We start from the raw sequence: 14,760 nt of genomic DNA on the forward strand, positions 1-14,760 counted from the left end.
TGTGATGGGGGTAACTCGGGGGACTACTCATGGGGCTTGGAGTGCCGGAACTCGTACTGGAATCAAACGGACGCACCTGGACGCTCGATCCGTCCAGGTCATACACCCTCGGACGCGATCCGCAGGGGGACATCGTGTTCGACGACGCCAGGGTCTCCTGGCGGCACGCCACGATCAGCTTCGACGGCCGTAGTTGGGTCATCGAGGACCACGGCAGTACCAACGGCACCTTCGTGCAGAGCAGCCGGGTCCAGCGGTCGGAGATCGGCCCGGGCTCGGCCGTCCATCTCGGCAACGCGAACGACGGACCGCGCCTGAGCCTCTCCGGCGCCGCGGCCGCCGTCGCCCGACCGCAGCCCCAGCAGCAGCCGTTCGCGGCGCAGGGCGCGGGCGGCGCGGGCTGGTCCCAGCCGCCCGCTCCGCAGCCGCGGGCTCCGCAACAGAGCTGGCAGCAGGCCCCGCCCGCGATCCCGCAGCAGCAGAGCGCCCCGGCCATGGCCTCCGGTGGTGGCGCGGGGGCGCCGCCGGTCTACGGCGACCGCAGCCCGACCACCTTCCACCAGTTCTCCATCGGCCGAGTGATGCGCATCGGCCGCGCCCTGGACAACGAGCTGGTCGTCTCCGACCTGCAGGTATCGCGCCACCACGCCGAGTTCCACTCCACGCCCGACGGCCGCATGGAGATCCGCGACCTCGGCTCGCACAACGGCACGTACGTCAACGGTATGCCGATCGCCAAGGGCGGCAGCGCGCTGCTCGACGCGAACGACATCGTGGGCGTCGGCCACTCCACCTTCCGGATCGTCGGCGACCGCCTCGAGGAGTTCGTCGACACCGGTGAAGTCTCCTTCTCCGCACGTCACCTGACCGTCACGGTCGACGGCGGCAAGCAGATCCTCAAGGACGTCTCCTTCGGTGTCCCGGAGAAGTCCGTGATCGCGGTCATCGGCCCGTCGGGATCCGGCAAGTCGACCCTGCTCAAGGCGCTCACCGGCTACCGCCCCGCCAACGAGGGCGAGGTGCTGTACGACAACCGCAACCTGTACAAGCAGTTCGCCGAGCTGCGCCAGCGCATCGGTCTGGTCCCGCAGGACGACATCCTGCACAAGGAGCTGACGGTCAAGAAGGCCCTCAAGTACGCGGCCAAGCTGCGCTTTCCCGCCGACACCACGGGGGAGGAGCGCGAGGCCCGCATCGACGAGGTGCTGCGCGAGCTGAAGCTCGACGTCCACAAGGAGAAGAAGGTCACCTCCCTCTCCGGCGGCCAGCGCAAGCGCGTGTCGGTGGCCCTGGAGCTGCTCACCAAGCCGTCGCTGATCTTTCTCGACGAGCCCACCTCGGGCCTGGACCCGGGCATGGACCGCGATGTCATGCAGCTGCTGCGCGGCCTCGCGGACGACGGCCGCACGGTCCTCGTCGTCACCCACTCGGTGGCCGAGCTGGCGCTGTGCGACAAGCTCCTGGTGATGGCGCCGGGCGGCGCGGTCGCCTACTTCGGGCCGCCGGAGGAGGCGCTGAACTTCTTCGGCTACGACACCTGGGCCGACGTCTTCTCCGCCTTCGAGAACTACCGCGACTACGACTGGGCGGGCCGCTGGAAGGGCTCGCAGCACTACCAGATGTACGCCGCGGACATCGACGCGATCGCCCCGCAGTCCGTACAGATGCCGCCGATGCAGGCGATGAAGCCGCGCAAGCCGCAGGGCTGGATGTCGCAGTTCGGCACGCTGGTGCGGCGATACGTGTCGGTGATCGCCTCCGACAGGGGCTTCCTGCTTCTGACGGTGATCCTGCCGCTCGTCCTCGGCTCGGTGAGCCTGCTGATCGACTCGGGGAAGGACCTGCTGGTCAACACGGAGATCAATCCGGCGACCCAGCAGCCCGTTCCGAACGGCACGGCCACCACAGTCCTGCTGATCCTGGCGGTCGGTGCCTGCTTCGCCGGCGCCGCGAACTCCGTCCGTGAGCTGATCAAGGAACGGGTCATCTACGAGCGGGAGCGCGCGACCGGCCTGTCCCGTTCCGCGTACCTGATGTCCAAGGTCTTCGTGCTCGGCATCGTCACGATCCTGCAGGGCCTGCTGGTTGGCGTCATCGGCTTCGCCAGCCGGAAGATCCCGGCGGAGGGCGTGGTCTTCGGCCACCTCACGCTCCTGGAGCTCTGCGTGCCGGTCATGGCGCTGGGCTTCACCTCGATGATGTTCGGCCTGGTCATGTCGGCCCTGGTGAAGACGTCCGAGAAGACCATGCCGCTGCTGGTCATGTTCGCGATCATCCAGGTCGTCTTCACCGGCTGCCTGTTCGCCCTGAACGGCACGGTCGGCGTCAACCAGTTCTCGTACCTGATGCCGTCGCGCTGGGCGGTCGCCGCCGCGGGCGCCACCCTGGACTTCAACAGGATCGCCCCGCCCGGCAAGGGCAAGCCCGACGACCCGCTGTGGGCGCACACCGCCGGCGCCTGGACCCTGGACATGATCGCCCTGGTCGTCCTCGGCGTGGTCTGTGCCTTCCTCGTGGCCCGCTTCCTGCGCCGCCACGAGCCCGAGGTCATGCGGAAGTAGCACGCGCGGTCTCTGACGCCGTACGACGCCGAAGGGCGGCACCCGCAAATGGGGTGCCGCCCTTCGGCGTGTGCGTGCAGAGGTCCGCGCCGGCCTCAGTACGCGCTGTTGACGTTGTCGATCGAGCCGTAGCGGTGCGCCGCGTAGTTGGCGGCGGCGGTGATGTTGGCGACCGGGTCGTAGATGTTCCAGGACGTGCCGGAGACGTGGTACGTCGCGAAGGTCGGCGGGATCACCTGCAGCAGGCCCTTGGAGGGGATGCCGTTGATGGCGTTGATGTCCCAGTTGTTGATGGCGTTCGGGTTGCCGGAGGACTCCCGCATGATGTTGCGGTGCAGGCCGCTGTAGGAGCCCGGGATGCCCTTGGCGTTCATGATGTCGAGGGCCTGGCGGATCCAGCCGTCGAGGTTGTTGGCGTAGGTCTTCGCGGCGACCTGCTGGATCTGCGGGCGCTGCGCGGACCGGCTCGCGGCCTGCTGGGCGGCGCGCTTGGCGGCGGCCTTCTTGGCGGCGGCGACGTGCTTCACGTGGGCCGCGTGGACGTGCTTCACGTGAGCCGTGTGCAGCTTCCTCACGTGGTCCGCGTGGGCCTTCTTGACGTGCGCGACGTGGGCCGCGTGGACCTTCTTCACGTGAGCCACGTGCAGCTGGTGGGCGGAGGCCTTCTTCTTGGCGGCGATGGCCTCGACCTTGACGCTCTGCAGCGCCAGCTGGTCCGTGACCTTGCCCGTGACGCCCTTGATCTGCGCGGTGCCGTAGGCCGCCTTGGCGGCGGTCTGGGGGGTACCGGACGCGATCGTCTCGGCGCTGCTGGGCACGGCCGAGAAGGCGAGGGCGGCGGCGCCGAGCGTGGCGACGCCGGCGAGCGCGATCTTGTGGTGCTTGGTCAGCGTGGGACTGTGGGCGTGCTTGGGCATGCGGTGGAGACCTCTTCGGATAGCGCGGAGGTCGCTCGTTGTCCGCGGGGGAGACCGGCTCCTCCTGCACGAGCACCGGGAGGAAACCGCGGTGCTGAGCGACGGCAGCCATTCTTAGCGGCCGCAAAATGCCCTGGCAAAGGTGTGACGTACGAACCTCGATAGTGGAGCCCGGAGGTGCAAATCGGGACAGACTAGAACGTCTGCCCCGTTCGCGCCGTGACCGTATATCTCCTATGTCCGTTCGTACGTGATGTGCGCCCTATGTGCGGCCTCACATCGGCCGCGCATGAATCTCACCTGGAGTTGCTGGCGCAACGCTCTGCGTGAGGCATCCTCCTCCGGGAGGATGAGGTGCACGTCCCCGAACTCGTGCCACAGGTAGAGCCCGCGCAACGCCTCCTCGTAACTGCGGTCCACAGCCGCCCGCCCCGCGACCGCCTCCAGCATCAGCAGATGCGAGGCCTCCGGCTCGTGCAGCCCGGTCAGCAGCCCGTCCACCACCCGCACCCCGCGCTCCGGCGTCACGACGAGCTCCGTCCACCCCTCGGCCGCCCGCACCGCCCCGTCGGCACCGGCGGCCGACTCCACCGCCCGCACGGCGGTCGTCCCGACGGCGACGACGCGGCCTCCTCCGGCCCTCACGTCGTTGATCAGCCGCGCCGACGCCTCCGGCACGGTGAAACGTTCCGCGTACGGCGGCTCGTGCGCCTCCGCCGACGACACCCCGGTATGCAGCGTGACCGGCGCGAACTGCACCCCCCGGCTCACCAGCTCCACCACCAGCCGCGCGGTGAAGGGCCGCGCCGCACTCGGCATCTCCGCGCTCCCCGCCCCGTCCGCCGACGGCAGCGCGAACACCGTCTGATAGACGGACAACGGCTGGTCCCGCTCCGTATAGGAGTAACGGATGGGCCGCCCGTGCTCCCGCAGCACCCCGCGCACGTCCGCCGAGGCCCGCGCCCACCACAGCCGCTCGCCCCGTTCGCTCAGCGGCTCCTCCAGCACCAGCCGCCCGCCTCCGGGCAGTCGCACCCCAGTACCCGCGCGGGTGCCCGCACGCGCGCGGGTCGTGCCGTTCCCGTCCGGCTCCCGAAGCTCGACCGCCCACCGCCCGTCGTCCCCGCGCGTGGAGAAGTGCACCACCACGCGCGCGTAACCGACCCTCCCGTCCACGGCGGCCGCCAGCGTCGGCGAGGTGTTCACCACCAGCAGGTCCCCGGCCCGCAGCAGGCCCGGCAGCTCGGCGAAGGCGTGATGCGACACCGCCGTCCCGCGCGACACCAGCAGCCGTACGGCGTCCCGCTCAAGACCCGGCCCGCGCTGCTCGGCCGGCACCCGCGCGGACAGCTCCTCGGGCACCCGCACCACCGTCGTCATCGCCCCTCCACCAGGGCCGGCGCCCCGTACCGCCCGCTCGCCGGCCGCTCGTCCAGCAGCCGCAGGAAGGCCGGTACGACACTCACCGGCGCCGGCCGCGGATCGTCGTCGTCCGGGACGGCCGCCGCGTACAGGCCGGTCGCCATGTCCCCGGGATCCACCGCCCACACCCGCAGCCCCGGCTCCTCCACGCCGAGCACGGCCGCCAGCTGGTCCAGGGCCGCCTTCGAGGCGCCGTAGCCGCCCCAGGTCTCGTACGCCTCGGCGCCCGCGTCCGAGCTGACCGCGACCACCGCACCCGCCGCCGACTCCCGCAGCAGCGGCAGCGCCTCCTGGACCAGGCCCAGCGCCGCCACCACGTTCACCTCCAGCGCCCGGCGCAGCCCCGCCAGGGGCAGCTCGCCCAGGCGCACCAGCGGCTCGGCCCCCAGCGCGCTGGCGTTGCTCACCAGCAGGTCCACCCCGCCCAGCTCCCGCGCGGCGGCCACCAGGTCGGCCCGGTGCGCGGCATCCGTGACATCACCGGGCAGTGCCGCCACCCGCGTCCCGTGCCCCGCGACGGCCTCGGCCGTCTCCTTCAGTACCGCGGCCCCCCTGGCGTCCAGCACCAGATCCCAGCCGCGCGTGGCCAGCGCCTCCGCCAGCGCCCGCCCCAGCCCCTTCGAGGCCCCCGTGATGATCGCTACCGGCATGACAACCGTCCCCTCGGCTCCGTCCGCCCGCGTCGGCGGTGAACCCAACGTAGGAACCGGACCACCCCGGCCGCCTCGGACGCGGGCCGCAACCGGGCGGGGCCCTTCGGACTAAGCCGCAGGTCCGGGCCCCGAGCCCTAGGTCCCCAGGCCTACGGCCACCGGCCCAGGCGCTGCCGCCGTCGGCCCGATCCGCGCTGTCGGAGCCCACCGGTACCGTGAGGACATGAGTCAAGGTCCCCGGTCCGGTCTGGCGGCGGTCAGCTCCGCGCTGCTGGCCATGAGCAGGCATCTGGAGGTGCGCGACGTCCTCAAGACGATCGTCGCCTCCGCCCGTGAGCTGCTCGACGCCCAGTACGCCGCGCTGGGGGTGCCGGACGACCACGGCGGGTTCGCCCAGTTCGTCGTCGACGGCGTCACCGACGCCCAGTGGAAGGCCATCGGCCCGCTCCCGCGCCAGCACGGCATCCTCGCGGCGATGCTGCGGGAGGCGAAGGTCGAGCGGCTGGCCGACGTGCGCACGGACCCCCGCTTCGAGGGCTGGCCCTCCGCCCATCCCGAGATGTCCGACTTCCTGGGCCTGCCGATCCGGGACGGCGACGAGGTGATCGGCGCGCTGTTCCTGGCCAACAAGAACTGTGGGAAGCCGGAGGGCGGCTGCGGCTTCACCGCCGAGGACGAGGAACTGCTCTCCATCCTCGCCCAGCACGCGGCCATCGCCCTCACCAACGCCCGCCTCTACGAGCGCAGCCGCGAACTGACCATCGCCGAGGAACGCTCCCGGCTCGCCCACGAACTGCACGACGCGGTGAGCCAGAAGCTCTTCTCGCTGCGCCTGACCGCCCAGGCCGCCGCCGCCCTGGTCGACCGCGACCCCTCCCGCGCCAAGGGCGAGCTGCAGCAGGTAGCCGTGCTCGCCGCCGAGGCCATCGACGAACTGCGGGCGGCCGTCGTCGAACTGCGCCCCGCCGCCCTCGACGAGGACGGCCTGCTCGCCACCCTGCGCACCCAGGTCCAGGTCCTCGACCGCGCCCACACCGCGCGCGTGACCTTCGCCGCGAGCGGCTTCCGGGCCCTGCCCGCCGCCCAGGAGGAGGCCCTGCTCCGGGTCGCCCAGGAGGCCCTGCACAACGCCCTGCGGCACTCCGGGGCCGAGCATGTCGACGTGACGGTGAACCGGCGCGGCGGCGGAGCCGTCCTGCGGGTCACCGACGACGGCAGCGGCTTCGACCCGCACCTCACCCGGCGCGCCGGGCGCCACCTCGGCCTGGTCTCCATGCGGGACCGGGCGAGCGGCGTCGGCGGCACGCTGACCGTGGAATCGGCGCCCGGCAAGGGCACCACGATCGAGATGGAGGTCCCCGGTGGCTGACGCAATCCGGGTGCTGCTGGTCGACGACCACCAGGTCGTCCGGCGCGGCCTGCGCACCTTCCTGGAGGTCCAGGACGACATCGAGGTCGTCGGCGAGGCCGCCGACGGCGCCGAAGGGGTCGAGCGCGCCCAGGAGCTGACCCCCGACGTCGTCCTCATGGACGTCAAGATGCCCGGCCTGGACGGCGTGGCGGCGCTGCGCAGGCTCCGCGAACTCGACAACCCCGCGCGCGTGCTGATCGTCACCAGCTTCACCGAACAGCGCACGGTGGTCCCGGCCCTGCGCGCGGGCGCCGCCGGGTACGTCTACAAGGACGTCGATCCCGACGCGCTCGCCACCGCCATCCGCTCGGTGCACGCCGGGCACGTCCTGCTCCAGCCCGAGGTGGCCGGCGCCCTGCTCTCCCAGGAGGAGGCCAACTCCGGCCAGGGCAGGGGAGGTTCACTCACCGAGCGGGAGCGCGAGGTGCTCGGGCTGATCGCCGACGGCCGCTCCAACCGCGAGATAGCGCGCGCCCTGGTGCTCTCCGAGAAGACCGTCAAGACGCACGTCTCGAACATCCTGATGAAACTCGACCTCGCGGACCGGACCCAGGCCGCCCTGTGGGCCGTTCGCCATGGCGTGACCGGCTGAAACGCCCTCCGCAACGCTTCACCGCCGGCAACCTGAAGGGTCGTCCTACGGGCTGAGATTCATACCGTCGTGGGAATGTCACCCGGACGGCGCATCCTCCGCCGGCCGCCGCCGTTCTTCAGTGCGTGCCGCGGCGACCGCCGTGGCGATCGCCAAGGAGGGCTCAAGAAGTGAAGAACCTGAAGAAGGCAGCGGCCGTGACGATGGTGGCCGGCGGGATCGTCGCCGCCGGTGCGGGCATGGCCTCCGCCCACACCGGCGGTGCCGCCGCGGTCGGCGCGGCCCACGGTTCTCCGGGCGTCGTCTCGGGCAACGTCATCCAGGTCCCGGTGGACGTCCCGGTCAACGTGTGCGGCAACAGCGTGAACGTCATCGGCGTACTGAACCCCGCGTTCGGCAACACCTGCCTCAACCACTGACACCGCGCCGCACGGCGGCATCGACCTCCGGCCTTCCGGGCGCTCCCGGAAGGCCGGTCGGCTTTTCCGGCCGGCCCCCTCCGTACGCCCTAACGCCCCCGCTCGCGCTCCTCCACCACCGAGTTGTACGCCGCGACCTGCGCCCGTCGTGCCGTCCGCTCCACCGGCCGCAGCGCCAGCGACCGCGCCGCCATCTCCGAGGCGCTCACCGCACCGCCCGGCCCGTTGTCGTAGGCCAGCGAGATCAGCAGCCCCACCCGCTGCGCCAGCTCCAGCACCCGCACCGCCCGCGGCGGATACCCCGGCGCCAGTACCTCGCGACCCCGCTCGGCCCGCGACCGGTACGCGTCGATCGCCGCCTCCGCCACCGGCCCCGACCCGGCGACATCGAGCTTCGACAACACCTCGGTGGCATCCCGCAGCGCCTCCGCCAGCTCGCGCTCCGCCTCACCGAGCGACGGCACGTCGGCCGGCGGCGCCTCCCGCACCGGCAGCACGTGCCAGACCACGTCGACATGTACATCGCCGGCCGGCCCGGCCTCGTACACCTCCGGCACCAGCCCGAACGGGGCGCCGTGACAGATCACCGCCTCCTCGGCCTCCAGCGCCCGCGCATTGAACTCCGGCGGCCCGCTCAGCCCCAGCGGATGCCCCGACGCCGGCAGCGCGACCCGCAGCCCGGTCGTCCCCAGGGTCCGCAGCCGCCCCAGGGCCAGCGTGAGCCCGACCGGAGCGGACTCACCGGGCAGCCCCTCCACCCGGTGCACCGCGTCCTCGCCGACGATGGCGAGCACAGCGTCATCCGGAGAGACAAGTCCGGCCAAAAGGGCATTTCCCCAAGCGGCGAGGCGTCCTGAACGCGGTTCCGAGAGCATGCCCCCACCCTAAGGACCGGACCGATGGAATGGAGCGCCGCACTCGTGGCGTAGATTTCATGAGGGCTGCGCCCACCGGCGCCGCCGCCCGGGCCACAGGCGTACGCGACAGCCGAGAACGGCGACACTGCAAGGGGAGACAACGCGCTCATGAGCGATGTTCTGGAGCTTCAGGACGTATCCGTGGTCCGGGAGGGCCGGGCTCTGGTGGACCAGGTCTCCTGGTCGGTGAAGGAGGGCGAGCGCTGGGTCATCCTCGGCCCCAACGGCGCCGGCAAGACCACCCTCCTCAACGTCGCGTCCAGCTACCTCTTCCCCAGCAAGGGCACCGCCACCGTCCTCGGCGACACCCTCGGCAAGGTCGACGTGTTCGACCTGCGCCCGCGCATCGGCATGGCCGGCGTCGCGATGGCCGAGAAGCTCCCCAAGCGCCAGACCGTCCTGGAGACCGTGCTCACCGCCGCCTACGGCATGACCGCCCACTGGCAGGAGGAGTACGACGAGGTCGACGAGCAGCGCGCCCGCGCCTTCCTGGACCGCCTCGGCATGACCGACTACGTGGACCGGAAGTTCGGCACCCTCTCCGAGGGCGAGCGCAAGCGCACCCTGATCGCCCGCGCCCTGATGACCGACCCCGAACTGCTCCTCCTCGACGAACCCGCCGCAGGACTCGACCTCGGCGGCCGCGAGGACCTGGTCCGCCGCCTCGGCCGGCTCGCCCGCGACCCGATCGCCCCCTCCATGATCATGGTCACCCACCATGTCGAGGAGATCGCCCCCGGCTTCACCCACGTCCTCATGATCCGCCAGGGCAAGGTCCTCACCGCCGGCCCGCTGGAGCTCGAACTCACCTCCCGCAACCTCTCCCTCTGCTTCGGCCTCCCGCTCGTCGTCGAGCAGCTCGGCGACCGCTGGACCGCCCACGGACTGCCCCTGTCCTGACCGGACCTGACGGGCCCTGACCCGGCAAAGCGCACTGTCGTGGTCGGCACCCCCGGCCCTACCATGACTGTGTGAACAGCATCGACGCATGGGTGTGGTGGCTCGTCGTCGCGGCGGCGCTCGGAATTCCGCTCGTGGTGACCGCGATGCCGGAGTTCGGCATGTTCGCGGCCGGTGCCGTGGCCGCCGCCGGTACCGCCGGACTGGGCGCGGGCACCGTGATCCAGGTGCTCGTCTTCGTCGTCGTCTCGGTCGCGCTGATCGCCGTCGTACGGCCCATCGCGAACCGGCACGCCGCGCAGCGCCCGCAACTCGCCACCGGCGTCGACGCGTTGAAGGGCAAACAGGCCGTCGTGCTCGAACGCGTCGACGGCGGCGCGGACGGCCGGATCAAGCTCGCCGGCGAGATCTGGTCGGCGCGCGCCCTCGACCCGGACCGTGCCTACGAAGTGGGGCAGGAAGTCGACGTCGTCGAGATCGAGGGGGCCACCGCGATCGTCATCTGACCTCGTAAGACTCAACTGAACAGAAGAGTCCCCGAGTTGCGCGTGCGTCTGTCAGACTCATCCAGCAAGATCTTCAACAACCATAAGATCTGCCGAAGCGCCGAGGCGGAGAAGGGTACGGGGAGCGACGATGGAACCGGTCATCATCGTCCTGGTCATTCTGGTGGTGTTGGTCTTCATCGCCCTGATCAAGACGATCCAAGTCATCCCACAGGCGAGCGCCGCCATCGTCGAGCGCTTCGGCCGCTACACGCGGACCCTGAACGCGGGCCTCAACATCGTGGTCCCGTTCATCGACACCATCCGCAACCGGATCGACCTGCGTGAACAGGTCGTACCGTTCCCGCCCCAGCCGGTGATCACCCAGGACAACCTGGTCGTGAACATCGACACCGTCATCTACTACCAGGTCACGGACGCCCGCGCGGCCACCTACGAGGTCGCCAGCTACATCCAGGCCATCGAGCAGCTCACGGTCACCACGCTCCGCAACATCATCGGCGGCATGGACCTGGAGCGCACCCTGACCTCCCGCGAGGAGATCAACGCGGCCCTGCGCGGCGTCCTCGACGAAGCCACCGGCAAGTGGGGCATCCGCGTCAACCGCGTCGAACTCAAGGCGATCGAGCCGCCGACCTCCATCCAGGACTCGATGGAGAAGCAGATGCGCGCCGACCGCGACAAGCGCGCCGCGATCCTCACCGCGGAGGGCACCCGCCAGGCGGCGATCCTCACCGCCGAGGGCGAGAAGCAGTCCCAGATCCTGCGCGCCGAGGGTGAGGCCAAGGCGGCGGCCCTGCGCGCGGAGGGCGAGGCCCAGGCGGTCCGCACGGTCTTCGAGGCGATCCACGCCGGCGACCCGGACCAGAAGCTGCTCTCCTACCAGTACCTCCAGATGCTCCCGAAGATCGCCGAGGGCGACGCCAACAAGCTCTGGATCGTCCCCAGCGAGATCGGCGACGCCCTCAAGGGCCTCTCCGGCGCGATGGGCAACTTCGGCCCCCTGGGCGGCGGTTCCAACGGCGGCGGCAACATCCCGGCACAGCAGGAACGCCGCGAGAAGCCGAACATCGACTAGGGCCACTGGTAGGCAAACGTTCCCCGCGCCCACCTTCTTCTTGGGGGCGCGGGGCTCTGTTTGATTTGCGGCTCCGCCGCGTGGGCGCGACAAGCCACAACGCGGCCGCAGCCGCACGACGGGACGGCCATGCAGACGATTAGGCGGCGGCCACATCCCCCGAAAGCCACTCAGGCAACGCCGCCAGATCCTCGGCCCCCATAGCCAACAGCATCGCATCCTGCGGCGAAGGCTCGAACGGCTTCCGAAGCAACGGCATCCCCGCCTGCTCCGGCGTCCGGTCCGCCTTCCGGTGATTGTCCTCCGCGCAGGACGCCACCGTGTTCAGCCAGGAGTCGGCACCGCCCTGAGCCCGCGGCACCACATGGTCCACGGTCGTCGCCCGCTTCCCGCAGTACGCGCACCGGTGCCGGTCCCTGACCAGCACCCCCCGCCGCGACCACGGCGCCTGTCTCCGAAAGGGCACCCGCACATACCTGCACAGCCTTATGACCCGAGGCGCAGGTATGTCCACCTCGGCACCGCGCATGCGCAGCTCGGGGTGGGCCTGCTCGACGACGGCCTTGTCCTGGAGCACCAGAACGACGGCGCGGTTCAATGTCACCGTAGACAGCGGCTCGAAGCTCGCGTTCAGCACCAGCGTGTCACGCATCCAGCCCACCTCCCATGTGCACCTGCCCACCCCCGGCGGGCTTGGATCAACTCTGGACGGGCGCGCCGAGATGGACAACGCAATAAAAACTGCCCGCCTCTGATCACTTCCATGACCAGAGACGGGCAAACGTTCAATGAACGCTCAGCCGATTTCGCGCGTTGCGTCAGCCCTGCCCGGGGTTCTCGTACTCCCCGATGAGCTGCGCCCGAGCGATCGCGTGGAACCGCAGATTGAACCCGACGACGGCAGGCGACACATCGGCGTCCGGACCGAGCTTCTCCTGGTCCACCGCGTACACCGTGAAGACGTACCGGTGCGGGCCGTCCCCGGGCGGCGGCGCGGCACCGCCGAAGTCCTTCGACCCGTAGTCGTTGCGCACCTGGACCGCGCCCTCGGGAAGCCCCTCGAACTTGCCGCTGCCCGCGCCCGCCGGCAGCTCGGTCACCGAGACCGGGATGTCGAACACGACCCAGTGCCAGAACCCGCTGCCCGTCGGGGCGTCCGGGTCGTAGCAGGTCACGGCGAAGCTCTTGGTCCCGGCCGGGAAGCCCTCCCACCGCAGCTGCGGCGAGGTGTTGCCCTTGGCGTAGACCTGAGGGTCCTTGAGCGTCGCCCCTTCCTCGATGTCCTCGCTCGTCACCGTGAAGGACGGGACGGGCGGATGGAAGTCATGGGGGAGAGGCCGCCGCTTGAGCTCGGTCACCTCGGTACCTCCTGATCGATACTGATCGATGACGGACCCCGTCACGGAATCCGCGGTTCCCGAGCCTAGAACCAGTTGCGCTTGCTGCCGACCTCGGACAGCCACTGGTTGAGATAAGCCGCCCAGTCGGTCCCGTGGAAGTCGTGCAGACCCACCTGGAACGACCGGAACGTGTCACTGCCCTCGCTGAACAGCCCCGGCTTCTTGTCCATTTCGAGGATGACGTCCATGGCGTGGGCGTCCGCCACGAAGCTCAGCTCGACCTGGTTCAGCCCCCGGTACTGGGACGGCGGGTGGAACTCGACCTCCTGGTAGAACGGCAGCGTCTGCCGCGTCCCCCGGATGTGCCCCTTCTCCAGGTCCGCGTTCCGGAACCGGAAGCCCAGCTGGATGAAGGCGTCGAGGATCGCCTTCTGTGCCGGCAGCGGGTGCACGTTGATCGGGTCCAGGTCCCCGGAGTCGACGGCACGCGCGATCTCCAGCTCGGTGGTCACCCCGATGTGCATCCCGCGCAGCGCCTGTCCGTCGATCATCGTGACGGGCGTCTCCCACGGGATCTCCAGCCCGAACGGCACCGCGTGCACGGCCCCGGCCTGCAGCTCGAAGGCACCGCCGAGCCGCGTCTTGCCGAAGCCGATGTTCTGCTTGTACTCCTCGTCGCCGTGCTCCACCTCGACCCGCGCCTGGAGCCCCACGGACAGTCCCTGGATCTCCTGGTTCACCGAGCCGCCCTGGATCCGCACCTCGCCCTGGACGACACCGCCCGGTACGACGTTCACCTCGGTGAGCACCGTCTCGACGGACGCCCCGCCGGCCCCCAGGCTCGCGAGCAGCTTCTTGAACCCCATGACTCTCCTCTACTACCTGCTACGTACGAACGGACCCTTGATCCCTACAAACGCGATCCGGTGACGACCGGTTCCGGCCCACACCCTGGCAAGCAGACGAATCCTTGACCAGCCCTTGGGGTCCCCGGTCTGGACTAGGCTCGGACGCCATGATCGCGCCACCGGACCGTACGCCACTCCCCAGAAGCTTCTTCGACCGCCCTGTACTGGAGGTCGCCCCCGACCTCCTCGGCCGCACCCTCGTCCGCACCACCCCGGACGGTCCGATCGCGGTGCGCCTCACAGAGGTGGAGGCGTACGACGGCCCGAACGACCCCGGCTCGCACGCCTATCGCGGCCGTACCCCCCGCAACGACGTGATGTTCGGTCCGCCCGGACATGTGTACGTCTACTTCACCTACGGCATGTGGTTCTGCATGAACCTCGTCTGCGGTCCCGAGGGCACCGCGTGCGCGGTCCTGCTCCGTGCCGGCGAGATCATCGAGGGCACCGAGCTCGCCCGCAAACGTCGACTTTCGGCCCGATACGACAGGGAACTGGCCAAAGGACCGGCCCGCCTGGCCACCGCCCTGGGCGTCGACCGGGCCCTGGACGGCACGGACGCGTGTGCCTCCGGCGAGACACCGCTGCGGATACTGACCGGCACTCCCGTCCCCTCCGACCAGGTACGCAACGGTCCGCGCACCGGAGTCGCCGGCGAGGGCGGCGACGGCGACGTCCATCCCTGGCGCTACTGGGTCGCCAACGACCCCACCGTGAGCCCCTATCGGGCCCATGCGCCGAGGCGCCGCTCAAGTTGACGCGTCCCTGGAAGGTGCGTAATGTAGCCCGAGCCGCTTGAACCGGGTACGGCAATCGCCAGCAGCCGGAAGCGGCCACCCACTACCTACGACTTCCCCTGACGGGGTCGATTTCGGCGTGCCTGCATGTCCGAATTCGAGCTCACGGAACTCGATTATGAGTCCCGGCGGGAATCGGCTAACGTAGTGAATGTCGAAAGGCCGACGGGCGAAAGCCGGAAAGCCAAAGACAATCCCGCCGACCGGGAATCGGACGCCGAAAGGATCTGATAGAGTCGGAAACACCGAAGGGAAGCCCGGAGGAAAGCCCGAGAGGGTGAGTACAAAGGAAGCGACCGTTCCTTGAGAACTCAACAGCGTGCCAAAAGTCAACGCCAG

General features: G+C 70.2%; 15 protein-coding genes. 8 read left to right on the top strand and 7 right to left on the bottom strand.

Translation table 11 applies throughout. From position 1 onward, the window contains the following. The first annotated feature begins 29 nt into the window (after positions 1 to 29). Positions 30 to 2,561, top strand: coding sequence for an FHA domain-containing protein (locus ACFY0P_RS19330; RefSeq protein ID WP_388914056.1), 2,532 nt, complete (start codon positions 30 to 32; stop codon positions 2,559 to 2,561). Positions 2,562 to 2,656: 95 nt separating this feature from the next. Here ACFY0P_RS19330 and ACFY0P_RS19335 read toward each other — a convergent pair whose 3' ends face one another. From ACFY0P_RS19335 to ACFY0P_RS19345, 3 genes are all read right to left on the bottom strand, one after another. Beyond that, entirely contained in the window at positions 2,657 to 3,478 is an 822-nt protein-coding gene (locus ACFY0P_RS19335) for a transglycosylase SLT domain-containing protein (protein ID WP_388914059.1), read from the bottom strand. A gap of 234 nt (positions 3,479 to 3,712) precedes the next feature. Next, the gene (locus ACFY0P_RS19340) at positions 3,713 to 4,858 is read right to left on the bottom strand and encodes an S-adenosylmethionine:tRNA ribosyltransferase-isomerase (RefSeq protein WP_388914062.1); all 1,146 of its coding nucleotides are present in this window, start codon (positions 4,856 to 4,858) and stop codon (positions 3,713 to 3,715) included. Continuing rightward, complete coding sequence (locus ACFY0P_RS19345; protein ID WP_388914065.1) at positions 4,855 to 5,550, bottom strand: SDR family NAD(P)-dependent oxidoreductase; 696 nt, start codon at positions 5,548 to 5,550, stop codon at positions 4,855 to 4,857. The genes ACFY0P_RS19340 and ACFY0P_RS19345 overlap by 4 nt, the downstream gene beginning before the upstream one ends. Before the next feature lie 226 nt (positions 5,551 to 5,776). Here ACFY0P_RS19345 and ACFY0P_RS19350 point away from each other — a divergent pair, with 226 nt between their 5' ends. From ACFY0P_RS19350 to ACFY0P_RS19360, 3 genes are all read left to right on the top strand, one after another. After that, a complete protein-coding gene (locus ACFY0P_RS19350; protein ID WP_388914068.1) occupies positions 5,777 to 6,922 on the top strand; it encodes a GAF domain-containing sensor histidine kinase in 1,146 nt (381 codons plus the stop codon). Next, complete coding sequence (locus tag ACFY0P_RS19355; protein WP_351705757.1) at positions 6,915 to 7,556, top strand: response regulator transcription factor; 642 nt, start codon at positions 6,915 to 6,917, stop codon at positions 7,554 to 7,556. Before ACFY0P_RS19350 ends, ACFY0P_RS19355 begins: the two co-directional genes overlap by 8 nt. 170 nt (positions 7,557 to 7,726) lie before the next feature. Next, positions 7,727 to 7,975 carry a chaplin gene (locus tag ACFY0P_RS19360; RefSeq protein ID WP_388914071.1) on the top strand — a complete coding sequence of 83 codons (249 nt, stop codon included), beginning with the start codon at positions 7,727 to 7,729 and terminating at the stop codon, positions 7,973 to 7,975. Positions 7,976 to 8,064: 89 nt separating this feature from the next. Here the strand turns inward: ACFY0P_RS19360 and ACFY0P_RS19365 are convergent, their stop codons facing one another. Then, entirely contained in the window at positions 8,065 to 8,850 is a 786-nt protein-coding gene (locus ACFY0P_RS19365) for a hypothetical protein (RefSeq protein ID WP_388914074.1), read from the bottom strand. A gap of 150 nt (positions 8,851 to 9,000) precedes the next feature. Between ACFY0P_RS19365 and ACFY0P_RS19370 the strand changes: the two genes are divergently transcribed. The 3 genes from ACFY0P_RS19370 to ACFY0P_RS19380 all read left to right on the top strand — a co-directional run bounded on the left by ACFY0P_RS19370 (position 9,001) and on the right by ACFY0P_RS19380 (position 11,376). Beyond that, the gene (locus tag ACFY0P_RS19370) at positions 9,001 to 9,792 is read left to right on the top strand and encodes an ABC transporter ATP-binding protein (RefSeq protein ID WP_388914077.1); all 792 of its coding nucleotides are present in this window, start codon (positions 9,001 to 9,003) and stop codon (positions 9,790 to 9,792) included. A 71-nt stretch (positions 9,793 to 9,863) separates the two neighbouring features. Continuing rightward, positions 9,864 to 10,298, top strand: a complete 435-nt coding sequence (locus ACFY0P_RS19375; RefSeq protein WP_388914084.1) for an NfeD family protein — start codon at positions 9,864 to 9,866, stop codon at positions 10,296 to 10,298. 130 nt (positions 10,299 to 10,428) lie between these two features. Continuing rightward, on the top strand, positions 10,429 to 11,376 hold the full coding sequence (locus ACFY0P_RS19380; RefSeq protein WP_388914087.1) for an SPFH domain-containing protein: 948 nt from the start codon (positions 10,429 to 10,431) through the stop codon (positions 11,374 to 11,376). Positions 11,377 to 11,515: 139 nt separating this feature from the next. Here ACFY0P_RS19380 and ACFY0P_RS19385 read toward each other — a convergent pair whose 3' ends face one another. The 3 genes from ACFY0P_RS19385 to ACFY0P_RS19395 all read right to left on the bottom strand — a co-directional run bounded on the left by ACFY0P_RS19385 (position 11,516) and on the right by ACFY0P_RS19395 (position 13,582). Next, a complete protein-coding gene (locus tag ACFY0P_RS19385) occupies positions 11,516 to 12,028 on the bottom strand; it encodes an HNH endonuclease (protein WP_388914090.1) in 513 nt (170 codons plus the stop codon). A gap of 166 nt (positions 12,029 to 12,194) precedes the next feature. Next, a complete protein-coding gene (locus ACFY0P_RS19390) occupies positions 12,195 to 12,734 on the bottom strand; it encodes a YbhB/YbcL family Raf kinase inhibitor-like protein (protein ID WP_388914093.1) in 540 nt (179 codons plus the stop codon). Between the two features lie 65 nt (positions 12,735 to 12,799). Continuing rightward, entirely contained in the window at positions 12,800 to 13,582 is a 783-nt protein-coding gene (locus ACFY0P_RS19395) for a sporulation protein (RefSeq protein ID WP_351958545.1), read from the bottom strand. A 149-nt stretch (positions 13,583 to 13,731) separates the two neighbouring features. On the opposite strand from ACFY0P_RS19395, the gene ACFY0P_RS19400 reads away from it, so the two are divergent. Next, positions 13,732 to 14,382 carry a DNA-3-methyladenine glycosylase gene (locus tag ACFY0P_RS19400; protein WP_388914096.1) on the top strand — a complete coding sequence of 217 codons (651 nt, stop codon included), beginning with the start codon at positions 13,732 to 13,734 and terminating at the stop codon, positions 14,380 to 14,382. Positions 14,383 to 14,760: the final 378 nt, after the last annotated feature.

The sequence above is a fragment of the Streptomyces sp. NPDC001714 genome (assembly GCF_042892755.1).
Taxonomy (GTDB): Bacteria; Actinomycetota; Actinomycetes; order Streptomycetales; family Streptomycetaceae; genus Streptomyces.